Source organism: Phycobacter azelaicus, from assembly GCF_014884385.1.
Taxonomy (GTDB): Bacteria; Pseudomonadota; Alphaproteobacteria; order Rhodobacterales; family Rhodobacteraceae; genus Phycobacter; species Phycobacter azelaicus.
The window spans coordinates 1,341,135-1,360,346 of record NZ_WKFH01000003.1 but is presented as its reverse complement, the minus strand read 5'-3'; the positions used below and the strand labels follow the sequence as shown (position 1 = coordinate 1,360,346).

Annotated in this window: 18 protein-coding genes and 1 pseudogene; 5 read left to right on the top strand and 14 right to left on the bottom strand. The window is 60.3% G+C overall.

Features of this window, described 5'->3' with window-relative positions; genetic code table 11:
- The 3 genes from INS80_RS07500 to INS80_RS07490 are packed head-to-tail and all read right to left on the bottom strand — an operon-like array spanning window position 1 to window position 2,322.
- A complete protein-coding gene (locus INS80_RS07500; protein ID WP_192965041.1) occupies window positions 1-921 on the bottom strand; it encodes a flavin reductase in 921 nt (306 codons plus the stop codon).
- Window positions 909-1,748, bottom strand: a complete 840-nt coding sequence (locus tag INS80_RS07495) for an alpha/beta fold hydrolase (protein WP_192965040.1) — start codon at window positions 1,746-1,748, stop codon at window positions 909-911. Before INS80_RS07495 ends, INS80_RS07500 begins: the two co-directional genes overlap by 13 nt.
- Window positions 1,720-2,322, bottom strand: a complete 603-nt coding sequence (locus INS80_RS07490) for an amino acid synthesis family protein (RefSeq protein ID WP_192965039.1) — start codon at window positions 2,320-2,322, stop codon at window positions 1,720-1,722. Before INS80_RS07490 ends, INS80_RS07495 begins: the two co-directional genes overlap by 29 nt.
- 103 nt (window positions 2,323-2,425) lie before the next feature.
- Between INS80_RS07490 and INS80_RS07485 the strand changes: the two genes are divergently transcribed.
- Both INS80_RS07485 and INS80_RS07480 read left to right on the top strand, forming a co-directional pair.
- Window positions 2,426-3,112 carry a GntR family transcriptional regulator gene (locus INS80_RS07485; RefSeq protein ID WP_192965038.1) on the top strand — a complete coding sequence of 229 codons (687 nt, stop codon included), beginning with the start codon at window positions 2,426-2,428 and terminating at the stop codon, window positions 3,110-3,112.
- 97 nt (window positions 3,113-3,209) lie between these two features.
- A complete protein-coding gene (locus INS80_RS07480) occupies window positions 3,210-3,593 on the top strand; it encodes a carboxymuconolactone decarboxylase family protein (RefSeq protein WP_192965037.1) in 384 nt (127 codons plus the stop codon).
- A gap of 72 nt (window positions 3,594-3,665) precedes the next feature.
- On the opposite strand, the gene glnT is transcribed toward INS80_RS07480, so the two are convergent.
- The 5 genes and pseudogenes from glnT to INS80_RS07455 form a co-directional block, all read right to left on the bottom strand.
- Window positions 3,666-4,982 (bottom strand): type III glutamate--ammonia ligase, encoded by a 1,317-nt coding sequence (gene glnT, locus INS80_RS07475; protein ID WP_192965036.1) that lies wholly within the window; start codon window positions 4,980-4,982, stop codon window positions 3,666-3,668.
- Between the two features lie 66 nt (window positions 4,983-5,048).
- Window positions 5,049-6,371 (bottom strand): annotated as a pseudogene (locus INS80_RS07470) (FMN-binding glutamate synthase family protein).
- Between the two features lie 10 nt (window positions 6,372-6,381).
- Window positions 6,382-7,050, bottom strand: a complete 669-nt coding sequence (locus INS80_RS07465; RefSeq protein WP_226892584.1) for a GltB/FmdC/FwdC-like GXGXG domain-containing protein — start codon at window positions 7,048-7,050, stop codon at window positions 6,382-6,384.
- 21 nt (window positions 7,051-7,071) lie between these two features.
- Window positions 7,072-7,962 (bottom strand): class II glutamine amidotransferase, encoded by an 891-nt coding sequence (locus tag INS80_RS07460; protein WP_192965034.1) that lies wholly within the window; start codon window positions 7,960-7,962, stop codon window positions 7,072-7,074.
- A 193-nt stretch (window positions 7,963-8,155) separates the two neighbouring features.
- Window positions 8,156-8,782, bottom strand: coding sequence for a helix-turn-helix domain-containing protein (locus INS80_RS07455; protein ID WP_192965033.1), 627 nt, complete (start codon window positions 8,780-8,782; stop codon window positions 8,156-8,158).
- A gap of 353 nt (window positions 8,783-9,135) precedes the next feature.
- Between INS80_RS07455 and INS80_RS07450 the strand changes: the two genes are divergently transcribed.
- Window positions 9,136-10,407 carry a D-arabinono-1,4-lactone oxidase gene (locus INS80_RS07450; protein WP_192965032.1) on the top strand — a complete coding sequence of 424 codons (1,272 nt, stop codon included), beginning with the start codon at window positions 9,136-9,138 and terminating at the stop codon, window positions 10,405-10,407.
- Complete coding sequence (locus INS80_RS07445; protein WP_192965031.1) at window positions 10,404-11,534, top strand: alanine racemase; 1,131 nt, start codon at window positions 10,404-10,406, stop codon at window positions 11,532-11,534. The genes INS80_RS07450 and INS80_RS07445 overlap by 4 nt, the downstream gene beginning before the upstream one ends.
- A gap of 12 nt (window positions 11,535-11,546) precedes the next feature.
- Here INS80_RS07445 and INS80_RS07440 read toward each other — a convergent pair whose 3' ends face one another.
- The 6 genes from INS80_RS07440 to INS80_RS07415 form a co-directional block, all read right to left on the bottom strand.
- Entirely contained in the window at window positions 11,547-12,350 is an 804-nt protein-coding gene (locus tag INS80_RS07440) for an ATP-binding cassette domain-containing protein (RefSeq protein ID WP_192965030.1), read from the bottom strand.
- Window positions 12,347-13,219, bottom strand: coding sequence for an ABC transporter ATP-binding protein (locus tag INS80_RS07435; RefSeq protein ID WP_192965029.1), 873 nt, complete (start codon window positions 13,217-13,219; stop codon window positions 12,347-12,349). Before INS80_RS07435 ends, INS80_RS07440 begins: the two co-directional genes overlap by 4 nt.
- The gene (locus INS80_RS07430) at window positions 13,216-14,064 is read right to left on the bottom strand and encodes an ABC transporter permease (RefSeq protein WP_192965028.1); all 849 of its coding nucleotides are present in this window, start codon (window positions 14,062-14,064) and stop codon (window positions 13,216-13,218) included. The genes INS80_RS07435 and INS80_RS07430 overlap by 4 nt, the downstream gene beginning before the upstream one ends.
- Window positions 14,057-15,067 carry an ABC transporter permease gene (locus tag INS80_RS07425; RefSeq protein WP_192965027.1) on the bottom strand — a complete coding sequence of 337 codons (1,011 nt, stop codon included), beginning with the start codon at window positions 15,065-15,067 and terminating at the stop codon, window positions 14,057-14,059. Before INS80_RS07425 ends, INS80_RS07430 begins: the two co-directional genes overlap by 8 nt.
- An 89-nt stretch (window positions 15,068-15,156) precedes the next feature.
- Entirely contained in the window at window positions 15,157-16,683 is a 1,527-nt protein-coding gene (locus tag INS80_RS07420) for an ABC transporter substrate-binding protein (RefSeq protein WP_192965026.1), read from the bottom strand.
- Window positions 16,684-16,726: 43 nt separating this feature from the next.
- Entirely contained in the window at window positions 16,727-18,298 is a 1,572-nt protein-coding gene (locus tag INS80_RS07415) for a phytoene desaturase family protein (protein WP_192965025.1), read from the bottom strand.
- A 120-nt stretch (window positions 18,299-18,418) separates the two neighbouring features.
- On the opposite strand from INS80_RS07415, the gene INS80_RS07410 reads away from it, so the two are divergent.
- Window positions 18,419-19,210, top strand: a complete 792-nt coding sequence (locus INS80_RS07410) for a cyclase family protein (protein WP_192965024.1) — start codon at window positions 18,419-18,421, stop codon at window positions 19,208-19,210.
- Window positions 19,211-19,212: the final 2 nt, after the last annotated feature.

Below are 19,212 nucleotides of genomic sequence, written 5' to 3'. Positions count from 1 at the left end.
TCACAGCGCCCCCATATTGATTTCACGCACCTGCCCGCTGCGTTCGTTTCCGCAATAGACACCAAAACTTCCGAGCTGCATTTCTTCGGCAAAACGCGCCAGCATCGCAACCATGGCCGGGTCGGCAAGATCCATCAGGCTCGAATTGGTCGGTGGCACAAAGGCGCCGGTGCGCGGCATTCCTTCCTCGGCTTCACACAAGAAGGTGATGTGCTGGCATCCACGGTGGGTATCCTCGTAGACCGCGTAGATGAACCCGGCCTCGGTCGTCAGCCCGGTGCGCTCCAGCAATCGGTTCAGCGTGGCGGTGACACCATCGTCCCCGACCTGTGCTTCGGGCAGGGTGAGACTGCCGTCGCGGTGATCGACCAACAGAACCGAGTTGCCTTGCTTGATCAGGGCCGAGACCATGATGCCGGTGCGACGGTCCAGAGCCTTTGCCTCGGTCGCCGGGGTGACATAGGCTCCCCGCACATATCCCAGACCCGGCGCCGGACCCGTGTCAAAAGCGCGGACCTCACCAATCATGATGGCGTGATCCCCGGCAGGCACGACCTTGTGCATGGAACAATCGAACCAGGCAGAGACCCCCTCCAGCACCGGCGCGCCGTGCGGCCCTTTGTGCCACGCAACATGCTCAAAGCGGTTGTCAGAAGGGCGTGCAAAGATGTTGGAGATGTCTTTTTGCGACTCTGACAGAACGTTGACTGCAAAACCCGAACCTTCGGTGAACGCCCTCCAGTTGGTCGAGGTATTGGCAAGACAAACCAGCACCAGCGGTGGGTCAAGCGAAACGGAGGTGAAGGAATTGGCGGTAAAGCCCAAGGGCTGACCGTCCTTGTCGCGGCTGGTGACAACCGTCACCCCGGTCATGAAGGCCCCAAAGGCGCGGCGCAGGGCCTGCGGATCTATGGCTGACATGCAACGTTCTCCCTTTTGGAGCAGGTCTCAAGTTTGGAGCAGGTCTCAAGCCAATCTGCGAGCGCGGCGTTGACCTTTTCGGGCGCGGTCAGGTTCACCATATGGCCGTGTCCTTCGACAATCACAGCCTGCCCCATCGGGGCGGCTGCAGCCATTGCATGAGACATGGCGGGAGTGGAGTTCAGATCGAGATCGCCGGTCAGCGCCAGCAAAGGGCATCGGATTCTGCCAAAGCCATCGGCATAGCAGTCATCGCCACACGCAAAGGCGGAATAGGCCGTAGCATAACCGCCCAGATCCACGGCTCTCAGCCATGCTGCAACGCTGGCACGGATACCACAACTTTCGGATCCTGCTCCGAACCATCGATCAAGAGGCGTTTCAACATCGAAGGTGCCTGTACCGATCTGCGCCGCACGGGCTTTTACCGCATCGCGGGCAGCAGCATCCCGGCGGAAAACCCCATTCAGCAGTGCGACCCGTTCGACAAGATCCGGTCGGCTCACCGAAAGGCCAGCCGCAACAAGCGCACCCATCGAATGTCCCGCAAGGCTGACCCGATCAAACCCAAGCGCTCCTATCGCCTCGGCAGCCCAGACCACAAAATCCGGCAACTCAGAACTTGCGGGCAGAGGCGAACTGATGCCATGTCCCGGCAAATCCAGTGCAATCACGCGATGTGAGGATGAAAGAGCCGCAAGTTGTGGCGCCCAGGCTGCGGATTGCATACCCACACCATGCAGCAGAACCAGAGGTGCGCCCGTGCCTGCCGCGCGGTAGCCTATGGGTCCGGACTGCTCAGACGGCGGCAGGGTTGTCAACATCATGGCCAAGTTCCTTGAGATCCTGATAGCGGTCGCCGATGCGGTGATGCGGGCGCCCGCCGATCGAAGCACCAAGGGCGATGACGATCTCGTCCGCAGCAGGCGCATCCGCAACAGACAGCTGGATGGTCAGATAGTGGCTGCGGCGGCCCCCATCATTCTTGTCCATCAGCGGGATCATCAGCGGCGCATTGGCGGGGCCACGTGTGTTGCAAAAGGCCAGATAGGACTTGGCCCCGACGGCTTCGCGGTAATGGTTGCCAAAGCGTAGGGTGTGAATCAGCGCCGAGGCGTGCTCTACCTCGCCGTTGACGCCCACGATGGCAGATTTTCCATAACCTTCCACCTTGTCGCCGCCGCCTGCGGCATCAAGGATCATGCCGGTCAACATTTTCCCAAGGCCCGGCGCGCAATCGGCGATCTCGGGGGCCAGGTCTTCGACGAACCCCCGCCCCGCCCAGGGATTGGCGATCACCGCCACGGCAGCGATCATCTTGAGCGGAACAGCGGCCTCTTTACCGCCCTCGATATGCGTTTCTTCCACATGCAACAGCGTCTTGCGGATCTTGGCTGGCATATCAGTTTCCTATCAGCTTCGTATATGACTTGAATATGGCGTACCGTAATACAATCCTACAATCAAGCTTGTCGTGCAACCTGACGGCTGGTAGCGTCCGAGCATGCAGAATCAGGGCCTTCAAAAGATCGACCTTCAGCCGACAACGCTGCGCGATGTGGTGCTGGAGCGTCTTCGCGATGCGATCATCGATGGAACCTTCAAGCCCGGTGAACGGCTGGTGGAGCGTGTTTTATGTGAACAGCTTGGGGTGAGCCGCACGGTGGTGCGCGAAACACTGCGCTATCTGGATGCCGAGGGACTGGTCGAGCATCAGGCGAACGTGGGTCCGCGCGTCTCCCACCTGACCTGGGACGACGCCCGGCAGATCTATGACATCCGGCTTCAGCTCGAAACGGCGGCGGCGGCGGACTGCGCCATCAATATGACAGCGGATCAGCAACGCCAACTCGCGACCGCCCTGCGAGACCTGCAAGGCGCTGCCAAAGATCAGACGCCAGGCGCCCTGTTCAAGGCCACCACCAAATTCTACAGCATCATCTTTGCGGGTGCGGGACATACCATCGCATGGGAAGTGGTGCAGCGCTTGAATGGTCGGATTTCCCGGCTTCGCATCATGACGCTGGCCAGCTCTGATCGCGAGGCCCTTGGCCCCGTGCACATGCACAAGATCTGCGATGCCATCATCAGTCGTGATCCAGTAGCGGCGCGGGCGGCTGTTGAGCGCCACCTGACGGATGCAAAAGCGGTCGCAGCAAAAATGCTCGCCGAAGAGAAAGTTACCCCTTGATGAGTCGTCAGATCGGACCGCCCGCACTTCACCCGGCCCGCGCCTGGACCTTTGCTACCAAAGGGCTTTGCCCTGACATGAAAGAGGAAGCAGACAAATGAGCAGTTTTGACGAAGATCTTTTCCTCAAGGGCCTCGAGCAGCGAAAAGCCACCCTTGGCGCCGAATATGTGGAGCGTAACCTTGCCGCCGCCGACGACTTTACGCGCCCCTTTCAAGAAGCCATGACCGCCTGGTGCTGGGGCTTTGGCTGGGGTGATGACGTGATTGACGCCAAGACCCGCTCGATGATGAACCTCTCGATGATTGGTGCTTTGGGCAAGATGCATGAATGGGAGCTGCATTGCCGCGGCGCAATCAACAACGGTGTCACACAGGATGAAATCCGCGCCATCATTCATGTCATCGGCATCTATTGCGGCGTGCCGCAAGCACTTGAGTGTTTCCGCGCAGCGCGCAAGGTGATTGAAGAGCAGACATAAATGCCCTGCACCGCATCCGGCGTTCTCGGGACAGTCATGTTGCAGAGTGGTCTGGACGAAACCTGCTAGCCGTTAGATGTCCAGCGTGTTGTCTTTTTCCCAGCGCGAAAAGTGTGAGACGAAGCTGTTCCATTCCTGCTGCTTCATCTTGACGTAGGACGCGGAAAAGCCGGTACCCATCATTTTTTTCAGTGCCTCATCCGCATCGAAGTTGCGGATCGCGTCGAGCATATTGAGCGGCAGCTTCGGCGCATCGGTGATGAGATGCCCCTCGGCATACATGTCAATGTCATAGCGCTTGCCCGGATCGGCTTTGGCCCGGATGCCGGACAGGCCAGCCGCGATGATAACAGCCTGCAGCAGATAGGGGTTCACCGCCCCGTCGGGCAGGCGCAGCTCGAAACGGCCGGGACCGGGAACGCGGACCATATGAGTGCGGTTGTTGCCGGTCCAAGTTACCGTATTGGGCGCCCAGGTAGCACCGGACATGGTGCTGGGCGCATTGATCCGCTTGTAGCTGTTGACCGTTGGGTTGGTGATTGCCGCCAACGCTTCGGCATGAGACATGATTCCGCCAAGAAAGTAACCGCCCTGCTCTGACAGGCCGACCTCACCGATCTGACCGCCCGCATCTCCGGCAAAGGCGTTGGTCTTGCCGTCCAGATCCCAGACCGAGATATGTGCGTGGCAGCCGTTGCCGGTCAGTCCTTCGACAGGTTTGGGCATGAAGGTCGCCCTGAGCCCGTGCTTTTCGGCGACCGATTTCACCATGAATTTAAAAAAGGAGTGCCGGTCCGCCGTCACCAGCGCATCGTCAAACTCCCAGTTCATCTCGAACTGGCCATTGGCGTCTTCGTGGTCGTTCTGATAGGGGCCCCAGCCAAGCTCGAGCATGTAATCGCAGATCTCTGCGATCACATCATAGCGCCGCATGACCGCCTGCTGATCGTAGCAGGGCTTTTCCGCGGTATCATATGGGTCCGAGATCTTGTCGCCCTCAGGTGACAGCAGAAAGAACTCGGCTTCGATGCCGGTCTTGACGCGCAGCCCGGCATCTGTCGCCTCTTTGATCAGCTTTTTCAATACGTTGCGCGGGGCCTGTTCAACCGGGGTGCCCTCCATCACACAGTCTGCGGGTACCCAGGCGACCTCGGGCTTCCAGGGCAGCTGGATAACCGCATCCGGGTCCGGAACGGCGAGCATATCCGGGTGCGCGGGTGACATGTCAAACCAGGTCGCAAAACCGGCAAAGCCTGCGCCTTCTTCCTCCATATCCGCAATGGCTGCGGCGGGCACCAGTTTGGCGCGCTGGCCACCGAACAGATCGGTATAGGAGATCATGAAATATTTGACGCCCTTGTCTGCGGCGAATTTGGCAAGTTTGCTCATCGTTTTGTTCCCTGTTGCTTGTCCAGATATTGAGAGAGGGGCCGCTGGCCCCTCTGTCGATCCGGCTTAAAAGCCGGGCTTACCCGGGTACCAGTTGGTCCCCGCGAGGGGCACCTGGCCATGGCGGCGGCCTCCATGGTGAGGGCGCATAGGTCTTCTGGTTCGAGATTGTGAATGTGGTTATGACCACAGGCCCGCGCCAGCGTCTGACATTCAAGCGTCAGCACATTCAGATAGTTGCGCAGACGCCGACCGGCGGCCTCGGGGTCAAGACGCGCCATCAGTTCTGGGTCCTGCGTGGTGATCCCGGCAGGGTCGCGCCCTTCATGCCAGTCGTCATAAGCGCCCGTTGTGGTGCCAAGCTTCTGATATTCTGCTTCCCACTTCGGATCATTGTCACCGATCGCCACCAGCGCTGCCGTGCCAATCGCCACTGCATCGGCGCCAAGCGCCAGCGCCTTGGCCACATCCGCGCCAGTGCGGATCCCGCCAGAGACGACCAACTGCACCTCACGGTGAAGCCCAAGATCCTGCAGCGCCTGCACAGCCGGGCGGATACAGGCCAGCGTCGGCTGGCCCACATGTTCGATGAAGACATCCTGCGTGGCGGCCGTGCCGCCCTGCATCCCATCGAGTACAACAACATCCGCGCCCGCCTTGACCGCAAGGGCCGTGTCATAATAGGGGCGGGCGCCGCCGATCTTGACGTAGATCGGCTTTTCCCAATTGGTGATCTCCCGCAGCTCTAGGATCTTGATCTCAAGATCATCCGGCCCGGTCCAATCCGGGTGGCGACAGGCCGAACGCTGGTCAATCCCTTCCGGCAAGTCGCGCATTCCGGCAACGCGTTCAGTGATTTTCTGGCCCAAAAGCATGCCGCCGCCGCCAGGCTTGGCGCCCTGTCCCACAACGACTTCAATCGCGTCAGCACGGCGCAGATCGTCGGGGTTCATGCCGTAACGGCTGGGCAGATATTGATAGACCAGCTTTTCGGAATGGCCGCGCTCTTCTTCGGTCATACCGCCATCCCCGGTGGTGGTCGAGGTGCCCGCCATGGTGGCGCCCCGTCCCAGCGCCTCTTTGGCGTTGCCGGAGAGTGCGCCAAAGGACATGCCCGCGATGGTAACTGGGATTTTCAATTCAATCGGCTTCTTGGCAAAGCGGGTTCCAAGCGTCACCGCAGTTTCGCACTTCTCGCGATACCCTTCGAGCGGATAGCGGCTAACCGACGCGCCCAGGAACAGAAGGTCATCGAAATGCGGCACCCTACGTTTGGCGCCGCCGCCGCGAATCTTAGATACCTGTCGCGGCCGCCCGACGGATCTCAGCGTTGATCTCGTTGGAAAAAGTCCAACTTTGGCGCGGTTCGGTCTGTGGTGTCTCGTCCATGTCGCGCTCCTCAGTAGGCGTCTACGTTGTCGATGTTGAAGTGGTAGAGCTGCCGTGCCGAGCCATAGCGCTTGAACTCCTCCGGCTTGGCATCCGCGCCCGCCTTTTCCAGCAGCTCTTTCAGCAGTTCGATATGCTCAAGGCGCATCTGTTTCTCGATGCAGTCGGCGCCGAGGGATTTCACGCTGCCCCGCACAAAAAGCCGCGCCTCGTAAAGGCTATCGCCAAGCGCATCGCCCGCGTCCCCCAGCACAACCAGGTTGCCCTTTTGCGCCATGAAGGCAGACATATGGCCGATATTGCCATGCACGACGATGTCGATACCCTTCATCGAGATCCCGCAGCGTGAACTGGCGTTACCCTTGATGTTCAAAAGCCCGCCATGGCCCGTGGCGCCTGCGTACTGGCTGGCGTCCCCTTCGATGGTGACAACACCTGACATCATGTTCTCGGCCACGCCCGGCCCGGCAGACCCTTCAACAGTGACCGACGCCTCCTTGTTCATGCCCGCGCAGTAGTAGCCGGTAGAGCCTTTGATGGTGACGTTCAGCGGGCCATCAAGGCCGCAGGCCATGGCATGGCTACCGCGCGGATTAATGACGACATAGGCCTCATTGGCTTGCGATTTGGCGGCGGCCTGCAGGGTCGTGTTGACCTCTCGCAGATCTGTTGTGGTCATATCGAGCGTTGTTGTCATCTTTCAGCGCTCCCAGAAGTAGACGGTTGCGGGTTCAGGCTCCCAGACCGTGGCAGCCTCGATATTTGGAAGATCCGCAAAGGCGCGGTATTCGCTGGCAAAGGCGACATAGTCTTCGGTCTCGGCCATGACGGCGGGTTTGCAGGCAATCGGGTCACGGACGACGCCAAAGCCGTTTTTGGTGCCTGTCACAAAAGTGAAGAACCCGTCGAGATCGTTTATTGTGTCCTCAAGCGCCTCACCCAGGGTGGCGCCCTCAGCGATCCGGGACGAGATATAGGCCGCGCCGACCTCGGTGTCGTTCTCCGACTGGGTCACAACACCCTTGCGCGCCAGCTTTCGGCGCATCTGGTTGTGGTTGGACAGCGAACCGTTGTGCACAAGGCATTGATCGGGCGCGGTGGAAAACGGGTGCGCGCCCATGGTGGTGACGGCGGATTCCGTCGCCATGCGCGTGTGACCGATGCCATGGCTGCCTCCCATGTTGCGCAGGTCAAACCGCGCGGCGACGTCGCGCGGCAGGCCGACCTCCTTGAAGATCTCCATCGAAGAGCCAATCCCCATGATGCGCAGACCTTTATCGGCCAAGGCAGACATCACCTCTGCCTCTGAATCGCTGGGCAGCGTCAGGACAGCGTGGGTGTCGAGCACCTTGACGCCCACAGGTAGTCCTGCAGCCGTGGTCAGATTTTCTTTGAGACCTGAAAAGGCCTCGTCCGGGGTGTCCGATTGTATCGTGATCTTGAGGCAACCTTCGTCTTCGTCACCATAAATCGCGATCCCGGCGCTATCGGGGCCGCGGTCTGTCATGGTGATCAGCATATCGGTGAGCATATCGCCCAGCCTTGGGCGCATCTCATCGTTCTTCAGAAACAGGCCAACGATGCCGCACATAGGGTCCTCCTGAAACGGATCTGCTAGGCGGGGTCCGCCTATGCCACCATTGCTATCGGGAAATTTTATTTCCTCAGAGGAATATTTGTGCTGTCAGTATGCTGTGGGTCCAGCGGGCCCCCACCCGATGCGCCGATGCCTAAGTTTCGGACGCAATCACTCTATTTGATCAATAATTGTGCGGACTGATGACTTAGCGGGCCTGTGGGTATGTGATGACCGAAAGGTAGCGCGTGGGAAACTCGCGGATGTCCTCGGGTCCATGGGGGGAGTCAGCATCAAACAGCAGTGAATCGCCCGGTTTGAGATCGTAAAGTCGATCACCGTGCCTGTATTCCACCCGCCCTTCGAGCACATAAAGCAGCTCGATCCCCTCATGTTGAAACAGCGGAAAGCGGTCGGATGTGCTATCGAGGGTGATCAGATAGGGTTCGACAACAACCCCGGAGCTGTTCGACCCTATGTGGCCGAGAAGGTTGTACTGATGGCCTGCTCTGGTGCCTTCGCGCTGGATTTCGACACCCTGCCCAGCCTTTACATGCATGCAGCCGCGCTCTTCTTCATAGCCTGAGAACAGCTGAACCAGGGGCACTTTCAGCGCATGCGCGAGGGCGGAAATGGTGCTGAGCGAGGGCGATGTCACACCGTTTTCAATCTTTGACAGCATGCCCGTGGACAGCCCGGTTTGCGCCGCAAGATCCGCGCCGGTCATCCGCTGCTTTTTGCGCAGCTCCCGCACCTGCCGCCCGATGGCGACCTCAAGGTTCTTGTCTCTGCTGTCTTTGATGGCATGCGGGTTCTGCCCAAGAGCCGATTTCATAGGTCGCTTCAAATCCGTTGGTCTCCGGTTGTGTCAGACAGATAACCCTCAAGGCAACTCAAATGAAAAGGTCTCATTTATCAAATCGCCATACCCGACCATCGTGCCGGATCGCCCGTTCACGCCTTTCACGGAGCAGCAGAAGGCAGCAACGTCACCCAAAACGGAACGGTTGGTTTCTCTATCCGGATGCTCAGAACCTGCTACGCTGACCGAAACGCGAGATGACACCAGCCGGAATATGGGGCGCCTTATGACCTTCTTCGCCCGGTCAGACTATTGAGACGGCGTGTACCCCCGAAGACCGACCTGCTGTTCGGCAAGACTGCACAGGCGCCATGAAAGGAGAACACATGCGAGAATGGTCCAACTGGTCAGGAAGCGCAGTCGCACGCCCCTCTCAGCGCGTGGTCGCCACATCCGAAGAGCAGCTTTCTGCGGTTCTCAAAGGAGCAGAGGGGCCGGTTCGTATGGTCGGTGCGGGTCATTCATTCACGCCCATAGCCGCTGTGGACGGAGGGACACAGGTCTCCCTCGGCGGTTTTGATGATGTGACCGAAGCGGGGCAACTCAGGGCGCGGATTGGCGCAGGCGGGCAGCTGGGGGACATTTCCAGAAAACTGCACGCGATGGGATATGCCTTTTCCAACATGGGCGATATCAACGACCAGGCCCTTGGCGGCGCACTGGCCACTGCCACCCATGGATCCGGATTGGAATTCGGTTGCTATTCTTCCATGCTGTCGGAGTTCACTGTGATCGACGGCACCGGTGAAAAGCGCGTTCTGTCGCGCGATAAAGAAGGCGATCTTTTCCGCGCGATGGCGGTGGGCATTGGCACCGGTGGTGTCGTGACCGAGGCGGTGATGCACATGGCGCAACCCTATCGCCTTGATCGCAGGCGTTATGCCATCCCGCTCAACGATCTTCTGGAGGAGTTTTCTTCGAAAATGTCGGCCTGTCGCAACGTGGAGTTTTTCTACATCACCGGATCGGGGCAGGCCTTGGTGATCGAAAGCGATACCAGCAGCGACGCACTGATCGCGCGTCCCGAAGACAAGGATCAGGAAGGTCTTGCCCAGTTGCGCATGGCCGCCCGCTTCTTGCGCTGGAGCCCGCGGCTCCGACGCCTTGTTCTGGGTCAGGCCTTGAAGTCCCACACGCAAGAGCACTTTGTAGAGGAATGGCACAAGGCCTATCCAACTGATCGTGACGGCATCCGGTTCAACGAATCCGAATACCACCTGCCCCTCGAACACGGTCCCCGCGCACTACGTGAGGTGGTGGCACTGATCGAAAGCACATTTCCCGAAGTCTATTTCCCGATGGAAGTGCGTACCGTGGCAGGTGATGATCTTTGTCTCAGCCCGTTTTATAAGCGCGACAGTCTGTCCATTGCAGTCCATCACGAAGCGGGCAAACCATTTGAAGGCATCCTCAAAGCCATCGAGGATATCTTTGCAGAGTATCAGGGACGCCCCCATTGGGGCAAAATGCACGGCCTTGAGGCGGCAGACCTTCGGGCGCTGTACCCCGAGTGGGATCTGGCCATCGAAGCGCGGCGGGAGCTGGACCCACAGAACCGCCTGGTCACGCCCTATATCGCAAGACTTCTAGGCCTATGACCCACTACTACGAACGGTTGATCCATGCGGTCAAACTGGCTGGCTTGCATCGCCCGGCGCTGGTCATTGATGCCGAGCGTCTGACAAAGAACCTGAAGACAATACGCAAGGCCCTACCCAACACGGATCGTTTGCGTCTTGCCGATAAATCCATCCCGGTGCCTGCCCTGCTTAAACAAGGCTTTGAGGTATTTGGAACACAGCGGGTGATGTCCTTTCACCTCCCGCTGACGGCGCAACTTCTGGAACATTTTCCCAGGGCAGAAATCCTTTTGGGCAAGCCCATGCCCGTTGCGGCGGCGGCAACATTCATCGATCAGACTCCGCTCGCCAATCAGGTCACATGGCTCATCGACAGCGCAGCCCGTCTTGCCGAGTACCGAGCACTGGCAGAGCAAACCGAAACCACACTTCGCATCGCTTTTGAGGTCAATATCGGCCTTGGTCGCGGGGGTTTTGCCGAACCAGCGGATCTGCGTGTCATTCTTGGCCAGACGGGTCAGCTAAAGGTCTGTGGTCTTATGGGATATGAGGCCCATATCCACGCCCTGCCCAAAATCCTTGGCGGCGGGAAAAACGCCCAGGCCGAGGCGATGAGACGGCTGGCTGATTTTGCTGACTGCTTGACGCCAGATCAGCGCGAGATCATCAACACCGCCGGCAGTTCGACCCTTCTTGGATTGCCGATGTCGGGGCCTGCGAATGATTTCACTATCGGATCCTTGATGATCAAGCCATCCGACTTTGATCAACCCATCAACGCACAGATCGAACCGGCAGCCTTTATCGTGACGCCGGTTCTGAAGATTTATGACCATCAATTGCCCGGCCATCCGCGTCTGACCCGCATCCTGCAAAAGACCGGTGTCATCCGGGATCGCATCGCTTTCTGCTATGGCGGCAAATGGATGGCAGATCCGGTTTTCCCAGTCGGCCTGAGCGCCAGCCCGTTCTTTGCGCCCTCCTCAAACCAACATGGGTTCTGCTTGCCACGGCACGCAGTAGAGCCAAGCCAGTTGGTGTTTCGCCCAACACAATCTGAGGCCGTGCTCCAGCAATTCCCCGAGTTGCAGGTCTTTGACGGCGCGCGTATCAGCCAGACGTGGCGCCCCTTCGATGTCTGCTGAAATAGCCCCGCCTTAGGCCCAGACCTGATCAGGATCAGGTAAGGGGATCGCCGACAACAGCTCTTGCGTGTAGGGCGCTGCAGGCGCCGCAAAGAGATCCGCCGTGGCGGCGTTCTCGACGATTTCGCCTTGATAGAGCACCAGAATGCGGCTGCACAGGCGGCGGATCACCGACAGGTCGTGGCTGATGAAGGCCAGCGTAAGGCCCAACTCGCGTACCAGCTCTTCGAGCAGATTCAGCACCTGCGCCTGGCTCGATACATCCAGCCCCGAGACGATCTCATCCGCCAGAATGAAATCGGGGCTTAGGGCGATGGCGCGGGCGATCCCGACGCGCTGACGCTGTCCGCCGGACAATTCATGCGGATAGCGGCTGGCAAAGCTGCGGGGCAGGCCCACCATATCCAGCGCCTCATTGACGCGGGTATCGATCCCCTCTAGCCCCTGCAGGCGCAAAGGCCCGGCGATGATCCCCGCCACCCGGCGGCGCGGGTTGAGCGAGGACAGGGGATCCTGAAAGATCATCTGGAACCGACGCCGCAGGGGTCGCAGTTCGTCCTCGCCCATATGGGTGATGTCTGTTCCCTCGAAATCGATCTGGCCGCTGTCCGGTTCAATCAGCCGGATCAGCGCCCGCCCGAGGGTGGATTTGCCAGAGCCAGACCCGCCGACAATACCCAGCACCTCGCCCTTGGGGATCTGGAAGGTCAGACCTTTGAGGATCTCGATGCGGGGCGCGGGACCAAGAATTGGCTTGCGCGACATATCGGGAAAGCTGAGCCGCAGATCCTTTACGTCATAGATCACATCGCTCATGCCGCGCCCTCCATCTCGCGATCAAAACCCGCGACTTCTTCCTCGACCGCGCGGATCACCGCATCTGGCACCGGGGTCAGGCTACCGTCCGGATCGGTGTATTTCGGCGTCGCTGCCAACAGGGCCGCCGAATAGGGATGCCCTGGGCTGGCGAAGAAATCGCGCACATTCGTGTCCTCGACCACCATGCCAGAATAGAGCACGGTCATGGTCTGGCAGACCTTGGAGACCACACCCAGATCATGGGTCACGAACAAGAGCGCGGTGCCGTGGCGCTGCTGCATCTCCGAGATCAGCCGAAGGATCTGTTTCTGCACGGTCACATCCAGCGCGGTTGTCGGCTCGTCCGCGATAATCAGCTTCGGCTCTGCCGCAAAAGCCGAAGCGATTAGGATCCGCTGGCGCATCCCCCCCGACAGCTCGTGCGGGTAGGCGCGCACAACACGGGCGGGATCGGGGATATGGACCTCTGCCAAAAGCTCCAGCGCGCGGGCATCAGCCGCCTTGCGGGTCCAGCCGAGGATATCGACGAGGCGATTGGTGATCTGCGGCCCGACCCGGCGCGAGGGGTTGAGCGCGGTCAAGGGATCCTGCGGGATCAAAGCGACCTTGGCGCCGATCCTTTGGCGGCGGGCACGGGGGGAGAGCTGCTCCAGATCCTCGCCGTCCAGGATGATCCGCCCACCGGTGATGCCCAGCGCCTGCGGCAGGGTGCCCAGAACCGATTTGCCAATCATGGATTTGCCCGCGCCGCTTTCGCCAACGAGGGCGCGCACCTCTCCCGCCGCCACATCGATGGAGACACGGCGCAGAATCGGCAGGTTGCCCCGCAGCCGCACGGTCAGGTCTTGAATGGACAGAAAGCTCATCGCAGCACCGGATCGAAATGGTCCTTCAGCCCCTCACCCAATTGGGAGAAACTGAGGACGGTGAAGAACAGGGCGACCAACGGGAAGACCAGCACCCACCAGGCCTGATGCACCGAGGTACGCCCCTCGGCGATCATCCCGCCCCATGTGGGCGCATCGGTGGAAATCGACAGGTTCACAAAGCTGAGGATCGCCTCAACGATGACCGCGATGCCCATCTCCAGCGTCAGAAGCGCCACGATGGTGGGCAGCACATTGGGCAGGATCTCGGTCAGGGCGGTACCAAACCGGCTGCGCCCCACCACTTGGGCCGAGGCCACATAATCCATCTTGGACTGGCTCATCGCCTCGGCCCGAATGACGCGGGCGAACCGCGTCCAGTCGATCACCACGATGGCGATAATGATCGAGGTCATGCCGGTGCCTAGGACAGCGATCAGCAGGATCGCAAAGAGCACCGGCGGGAAGGCCATCCAGATGTCAACAAGGCGCGAGATCACCAGATCGGCCCAACCGCCATAGTAACCCGCGATCAGCCCCAGCGCGGCGCCGATCAGGCAGGTCAGAACCCCGGCAATCAGCGCCACAGTCAAGGCGAGGCGCGCACCATGCAGAATGCGGCTCAGGACATCACGGCCCAGGGAATCTGTGCCAAGCAGGTAGTTGGGATCGGCCCCCGCCTGCCAGAAGGGCGGCATGCGCCCGGCGAACAGATCCTGCGCCAACGGGTCATGCGGACTGATCCAGGGGGCAAGCAGGGCAGCCAGCACCAGAATGGTGATCCAGCCCCCCGACAGCCACAGGCGCAGACCGGGTTCGCGGGTATGTGCTCTTGTATCACGCATGACGCAGCCTCGGGTTCAGGGCGGCATAGGTCATATCGACGACCAGATTGACCACGGTGAAAATCAGAGCGAACAGGATCACGATCCCCTGAATGAGCGGCAGATCGCGGTTGATCACCGCGTCGATCGCCATGTTGCCAAGCCCTTCATAAGAGAACAGCCGCTCCACGATGACCGTGCCTCCGATCAGGAAGGTGAACTGCACCCCGACCAGCGTCAGCGTCGGCAGGATCGCATTGGGCAGCGCCTCGCGGGTGATGATGCTGGTCTCGGAATACCCCTTGGTGCGCGCCAGGGTCACGTAATCCAGATGCATGGTTTCCTTAAGCGACTGCTTCAGCAGCTGCGAGATGATCGCCGCCAGCGGAATCGCCAGCGCCAGCGCGGGCATGAACATATGGGCGACGATATCCGCCCAGACATCAAACCGCAGGCGGACAAAGCTTTCCCAAAGGTAGAAGTTCGACTGAAACTCAAACCCCAAAGAGGGCGAGATGCGCCCCGAGATATGAAACAGGGGCCAAAGCACACCAAAGAGCAGGATCAGCACCAGCCCCCAGAGGAAATCCGGCACCGACAGGGCCATGCCGCCGGTGACATCAATGGCGCCCTCTAACCGCGTGCCCCGATATAGGGTCGCAGTCAGCGCCATGCCTCCGCCGAGGATCACCGCGATGACCAGCGCCATCACCGAAAGCTCCAGCGTGGCGGGCAGACGACCCAGAACCAGCTCGGACACCGGCTGGCGCAGCGAAATGGAGGTGCCGAAATCGCCCTGAAGCACGCCGCCCGCCCAGATCAGGAACTGCTCGGGGATGGTTTTATCAAGGCCGTAAAGTTCTTGAAGCCGCTGGATATCCGCATCGGTGGCCCCCGGCGGCAGCATCATGGCAATCGGGTTGCCCGGCACCACGCGGATGACCACAAAGACGATGACCGCCACCCCGACCCGCGTCACAGCCGTGGCCGCCAGCCGCGCGATCATTCTGCGCAGGATCTGCATTGTCTACCTTCATTCTGTCAGGTCGTGAAAAAGGGCCGCGGGGGGTCGGCGCAATCAATCCGCCCCCCGCCGCCAAGGAAGACGTGGTGTCAGGCCCGCGTCATCAGGTGGGGCAGAAGCGCCCCGGAGGCATGGGGAACAACCTTGACCTGCTCACTGTGCAGGATCGGCTGAACATATTGCAGCAGCGGAATGACTAGCGCATTGGCCGCGATGAAGCGATCCACCTCTTTCCAGCCATCGATCCGCTTGGCCTCATCCGCTTCCCCCCACAAAGGCAGGATCTTCTGCATCAGGTCTTCGCCATCCCAGACCGAATGCGGCGAGGGGCCGAACATGGCAAAGCCGGTCGAGGTTGTGGGATCACCGATCGAGTTGCCCCAGTTGTAGAAGGCCGCAGGCGCCAACGTATCCGCCGCGCGCAGCTCGTAGTGTTTGGCGATCTCGTAGACTTCGATCTCGGCCTCGATCCCGACCCGGCGCCAGAGGCCGACGATGGCCTGGATGATCTCGTAATCCTTCGGCTTGAAGCCGCGGGTGGTCTGGATGGTGAACTTGACCGGATTGTCCGGCCCATAACCCGAGGCCGCCAGCAACTCCTTGGCCTTCTCAGGGTCATAGGCGACCTTGATCGAAGCGTCATAGGCGGAATAGTCCGGCGTCTGCAGCGTGTCGATGGCAACGCCATAGCCGGACAGCAGGCGGTCGATGATCAACTGCTTGTCGATGGCATGGGCCATGGCCATACGCACATTGGCGTCCTTCATCACGTCCACATCGTTGATGAAGATCATCCCGATATCCGAGACCGGCGCGGCGGTGCCCATGATACCGGATTTCTCTTTGAGGCGGTCGAACTCCTCATAGGGCATTTCCAACGTCACATGGGCGTTGCCCGATTCCACCTCGGCCACGCGGCTGGCGGCATCGGTCACGAATTTAATGGTGACGGATTTGAACTCGGGCGCGCCGCCCCAGTAGTTTTCATTGGCCTTGAGGCGCACGAAGGCGTTGCGCTCAAACTTTTCGACCATATAGGGGCCGGTGCCCACGGGGGCGGCCTCGAATCCATCGGCGCCGACGGACTCATAGTAGTTCTTGGGCAGGATATAGCCGGTGAGGAAGCTCATCCATTTGAAGATCGTCGGCTCATAGGCCAGAACATCCGCCGTCACCCGGTTGCCATCGATGGCATAATTGCCGATCTTGCCCCAGATGAACTGGATCGGGTTGCCGGTCTCTGGATTGCCCGCGCGCTCCAGCGACCAGGCCACGTCCTCGGGCGTCAGGGGGTCGCCATTGTGCCAAGTCACCCCTTCGCGCACATCCATCCAGATCTTGGTCTTGTCCTCATTCCAGCCATAGCCGGTCAGGATGCCAGAGCCGAACGACAGATCCGGGTTCTGCGGAATGAACAGGTCAAACACCGACTGGTAGATGCCTTGGATGGTCGGGTTCACCGCCGAAGGGCCCACGGTTGGGTCCCAGCTGGGCAGATTGACGTTGTAGGCGATCACCAGTTCCTCGATCCCGGCGGCAAAGCTGGGCAGGCTGGCCCCGGCAAGGGCTACACTGGCGGCGGTACTTTGTAATAACGTGCGTCTTGTGAGTTTCATTTTGCGTTTCCCTGTTGGTTGGAAGACCGGCTTGTTGATTTTGTTAGGCGCCGGCCAGTTTTTGCCCGAGCAGGTATCCCGCCCCGGCCCCGGTTCCCGCGCCTGGCCAGACCGCCGCCCCGGTGTGATAGAGATCACGAATGGGGGTTGAGCCGTCAGCGAACCCGCGCAGGGGCCGGAACATGAAATGCTGGTTCAGATGGTGACTGCCGCAGACCTGATCCCCGCCCACAAGGTTGGGGTTGTCGGCCTCCAGCATGGCGGGAGTCACGATATGCTGGCCAAGGATCTTTGCCCTTGTGCCGGGTGCATAGGTTTCAAGGAGATCAAGCGCGCGCTCTGCCATCGGCTGCGCAGCCTCTGTCCATTCGGTTGCGGTGATTTCGCCAGCGGCATCGCCTTTGATCTGTCCCGGCACCATGCGCACCTGCAGCCACAGCACATGCTTTCCCTCGGGCGCGCGGCTGGGGTCGATTGCGGTCGGCTGACCGCAGACAATCACCGGCTCATCCGGCAACAGCCCCGCCTTGGCCTGCGCATAGGTGCGGGCCATCTGATCAAGGCTCGGCGCCATATGCACATAGGCGAACCGCTTGAGTTCTTCGCCCGCCGCCCAATCCGGCAGATCCTCCATGGCCAAGTGGATCATCATGGTGCCCGGCGCATGTGAGAATGTCTCCATCCCCCGGTCGTACCGTTTGTCAGGTGTGCCACCGGTCAACCGCAACATCGCGGCGGGGGCGACATTGGCGATCACCGCCCTTTTCGCCTCTACCCGCGTGCCATCGGCCAACTCAACGCCAGTAGCCCGCCCGCCAGACTGCAAAACGCGCGAAACCTCTACCCCACAGGTCACATACCCGCCGCGCGCTTCGATCATGGCGACCATCGCCTTGATCATGCCGTCGGCGCCGCCCTGCCCCAGCACCATGCCAAAGGCCTGATTGACCTGCCCTTCGAGATAGGGAAACAGGGCACCGCCCGCCACATCGGGGGCAAAATCCAGATGCATGCCCCAGGCCGCCAGCAGCGCGCGCACCTTGGGCGACTGAAACGTCTCTTCCAGCCAACTGCGCGGGGATGAAGCCAGGAACTGACCCAGATCCATCAGCCCGGCAGAGCCCATCTTGCGCCAGGACTTCCACCCTAAAGATGCAAATGCACGTTTATTGATCGGACTTCCGAGAAGAGCGAACAAAGTTTCAGCACGCGCCGGGAATTCTGCGCTCAACGCCTCCCAGGCTTTGGCATCCGCCGGGTTCTCACGCTCGATTCGCGCCGTATTCGCACCCACGTCGGTGCCGATTCCCAGCCAGGTCCCATCCGGAAAAACCGAAGCAAAACAATTGGCCGCAGGCGCGAAAGACAGCCCATGACCCGCAAGCTCCTGTGCATATGCCTGATGAAATGAAGACCCTGCAAAAAGGGATAGATTCATCGCAGCCCAATCATGGCGAAAGCCGGGACGCGTATATTCACCTGTCTTTACAGCCCTGCCCGGCACTTCGGCGCGCTCGTAGACGGCAACGCGCCACCCCTTCGCCGCCAGATGCGCAGCGCAGGCCAGTGAATTGTGACCGCTTCCTATTATGACTGCATCCGGCACCGTGGACATGGGGAGATTCCTTTATCCTTCACACATTGATATTTGCAAATGCATTTAAATCTGTCTAGCATGGATTTGTCATCGCACAAAAGCGGCAGCAACAGACCGCGCACAACACGGGAGGCGATAATGACCGCAACAACCGCATTGGACGGGCTTGGCGCCAAGCTTTTGACCGGAGAGATCGAGGTCGTGGACTGCACCGGCGTGCTGGGTCCGAACAATCCGATCCTGCAACTGCCCGAGGATTTTGCAAAGAACACCCCCAAGGTCGAGATCCACAAGATCAGCGAATACGACGAGGATGGTCCGTTCTTTGCCTGGAACTGGATGGTGCTAGGTGAACATTCCGGCACGCATTTCGATGCGCCGCACCACTGGATCACCGGCAAGGACTATGAGGAAGGCTTCACAGACACGCTGGACGTGCAGCGCCTGATTGCTCCGGTCAATGTGATCGACTGCTCCGCCGAAAGCGCGGAAAATGAGGATTTCCTGCTGACCGCCGATCTGATCAAGGCCTGGGAGGCCGAGCATGGCGAAATCGGCAAGGGCGAATGGGTGGTGATGCGTACCGACTGGGACAAGCGCGCAGGCGACGAGGCGGCCTTCCTCAACGCCGATGAAACCGGCCCGCACAGCCCCGGGCCGACCCCGGATGCGATCGAGTACCTTCTCAGCAAGGGCATCGTAGGCTGGGGTAGCCAGTGCATCGGCACCGATGCCGGTCAGGCCGGCGGGATGGAGCCGCCCTACCCGGCGCACAACCTGCTGCACCGCGACAACTGCTTTGGCCTGGCCTCGCTTGCCAACCTCGACAAGCTGCCGCCCAAGGGCGCCATCCTGATCGCCGCCCCGCTGAAGATCGAGCGCGGCACCGGCAGCCCGATCCGCGCCTTGGCGCTGGTTCCCAAAGGATAAAA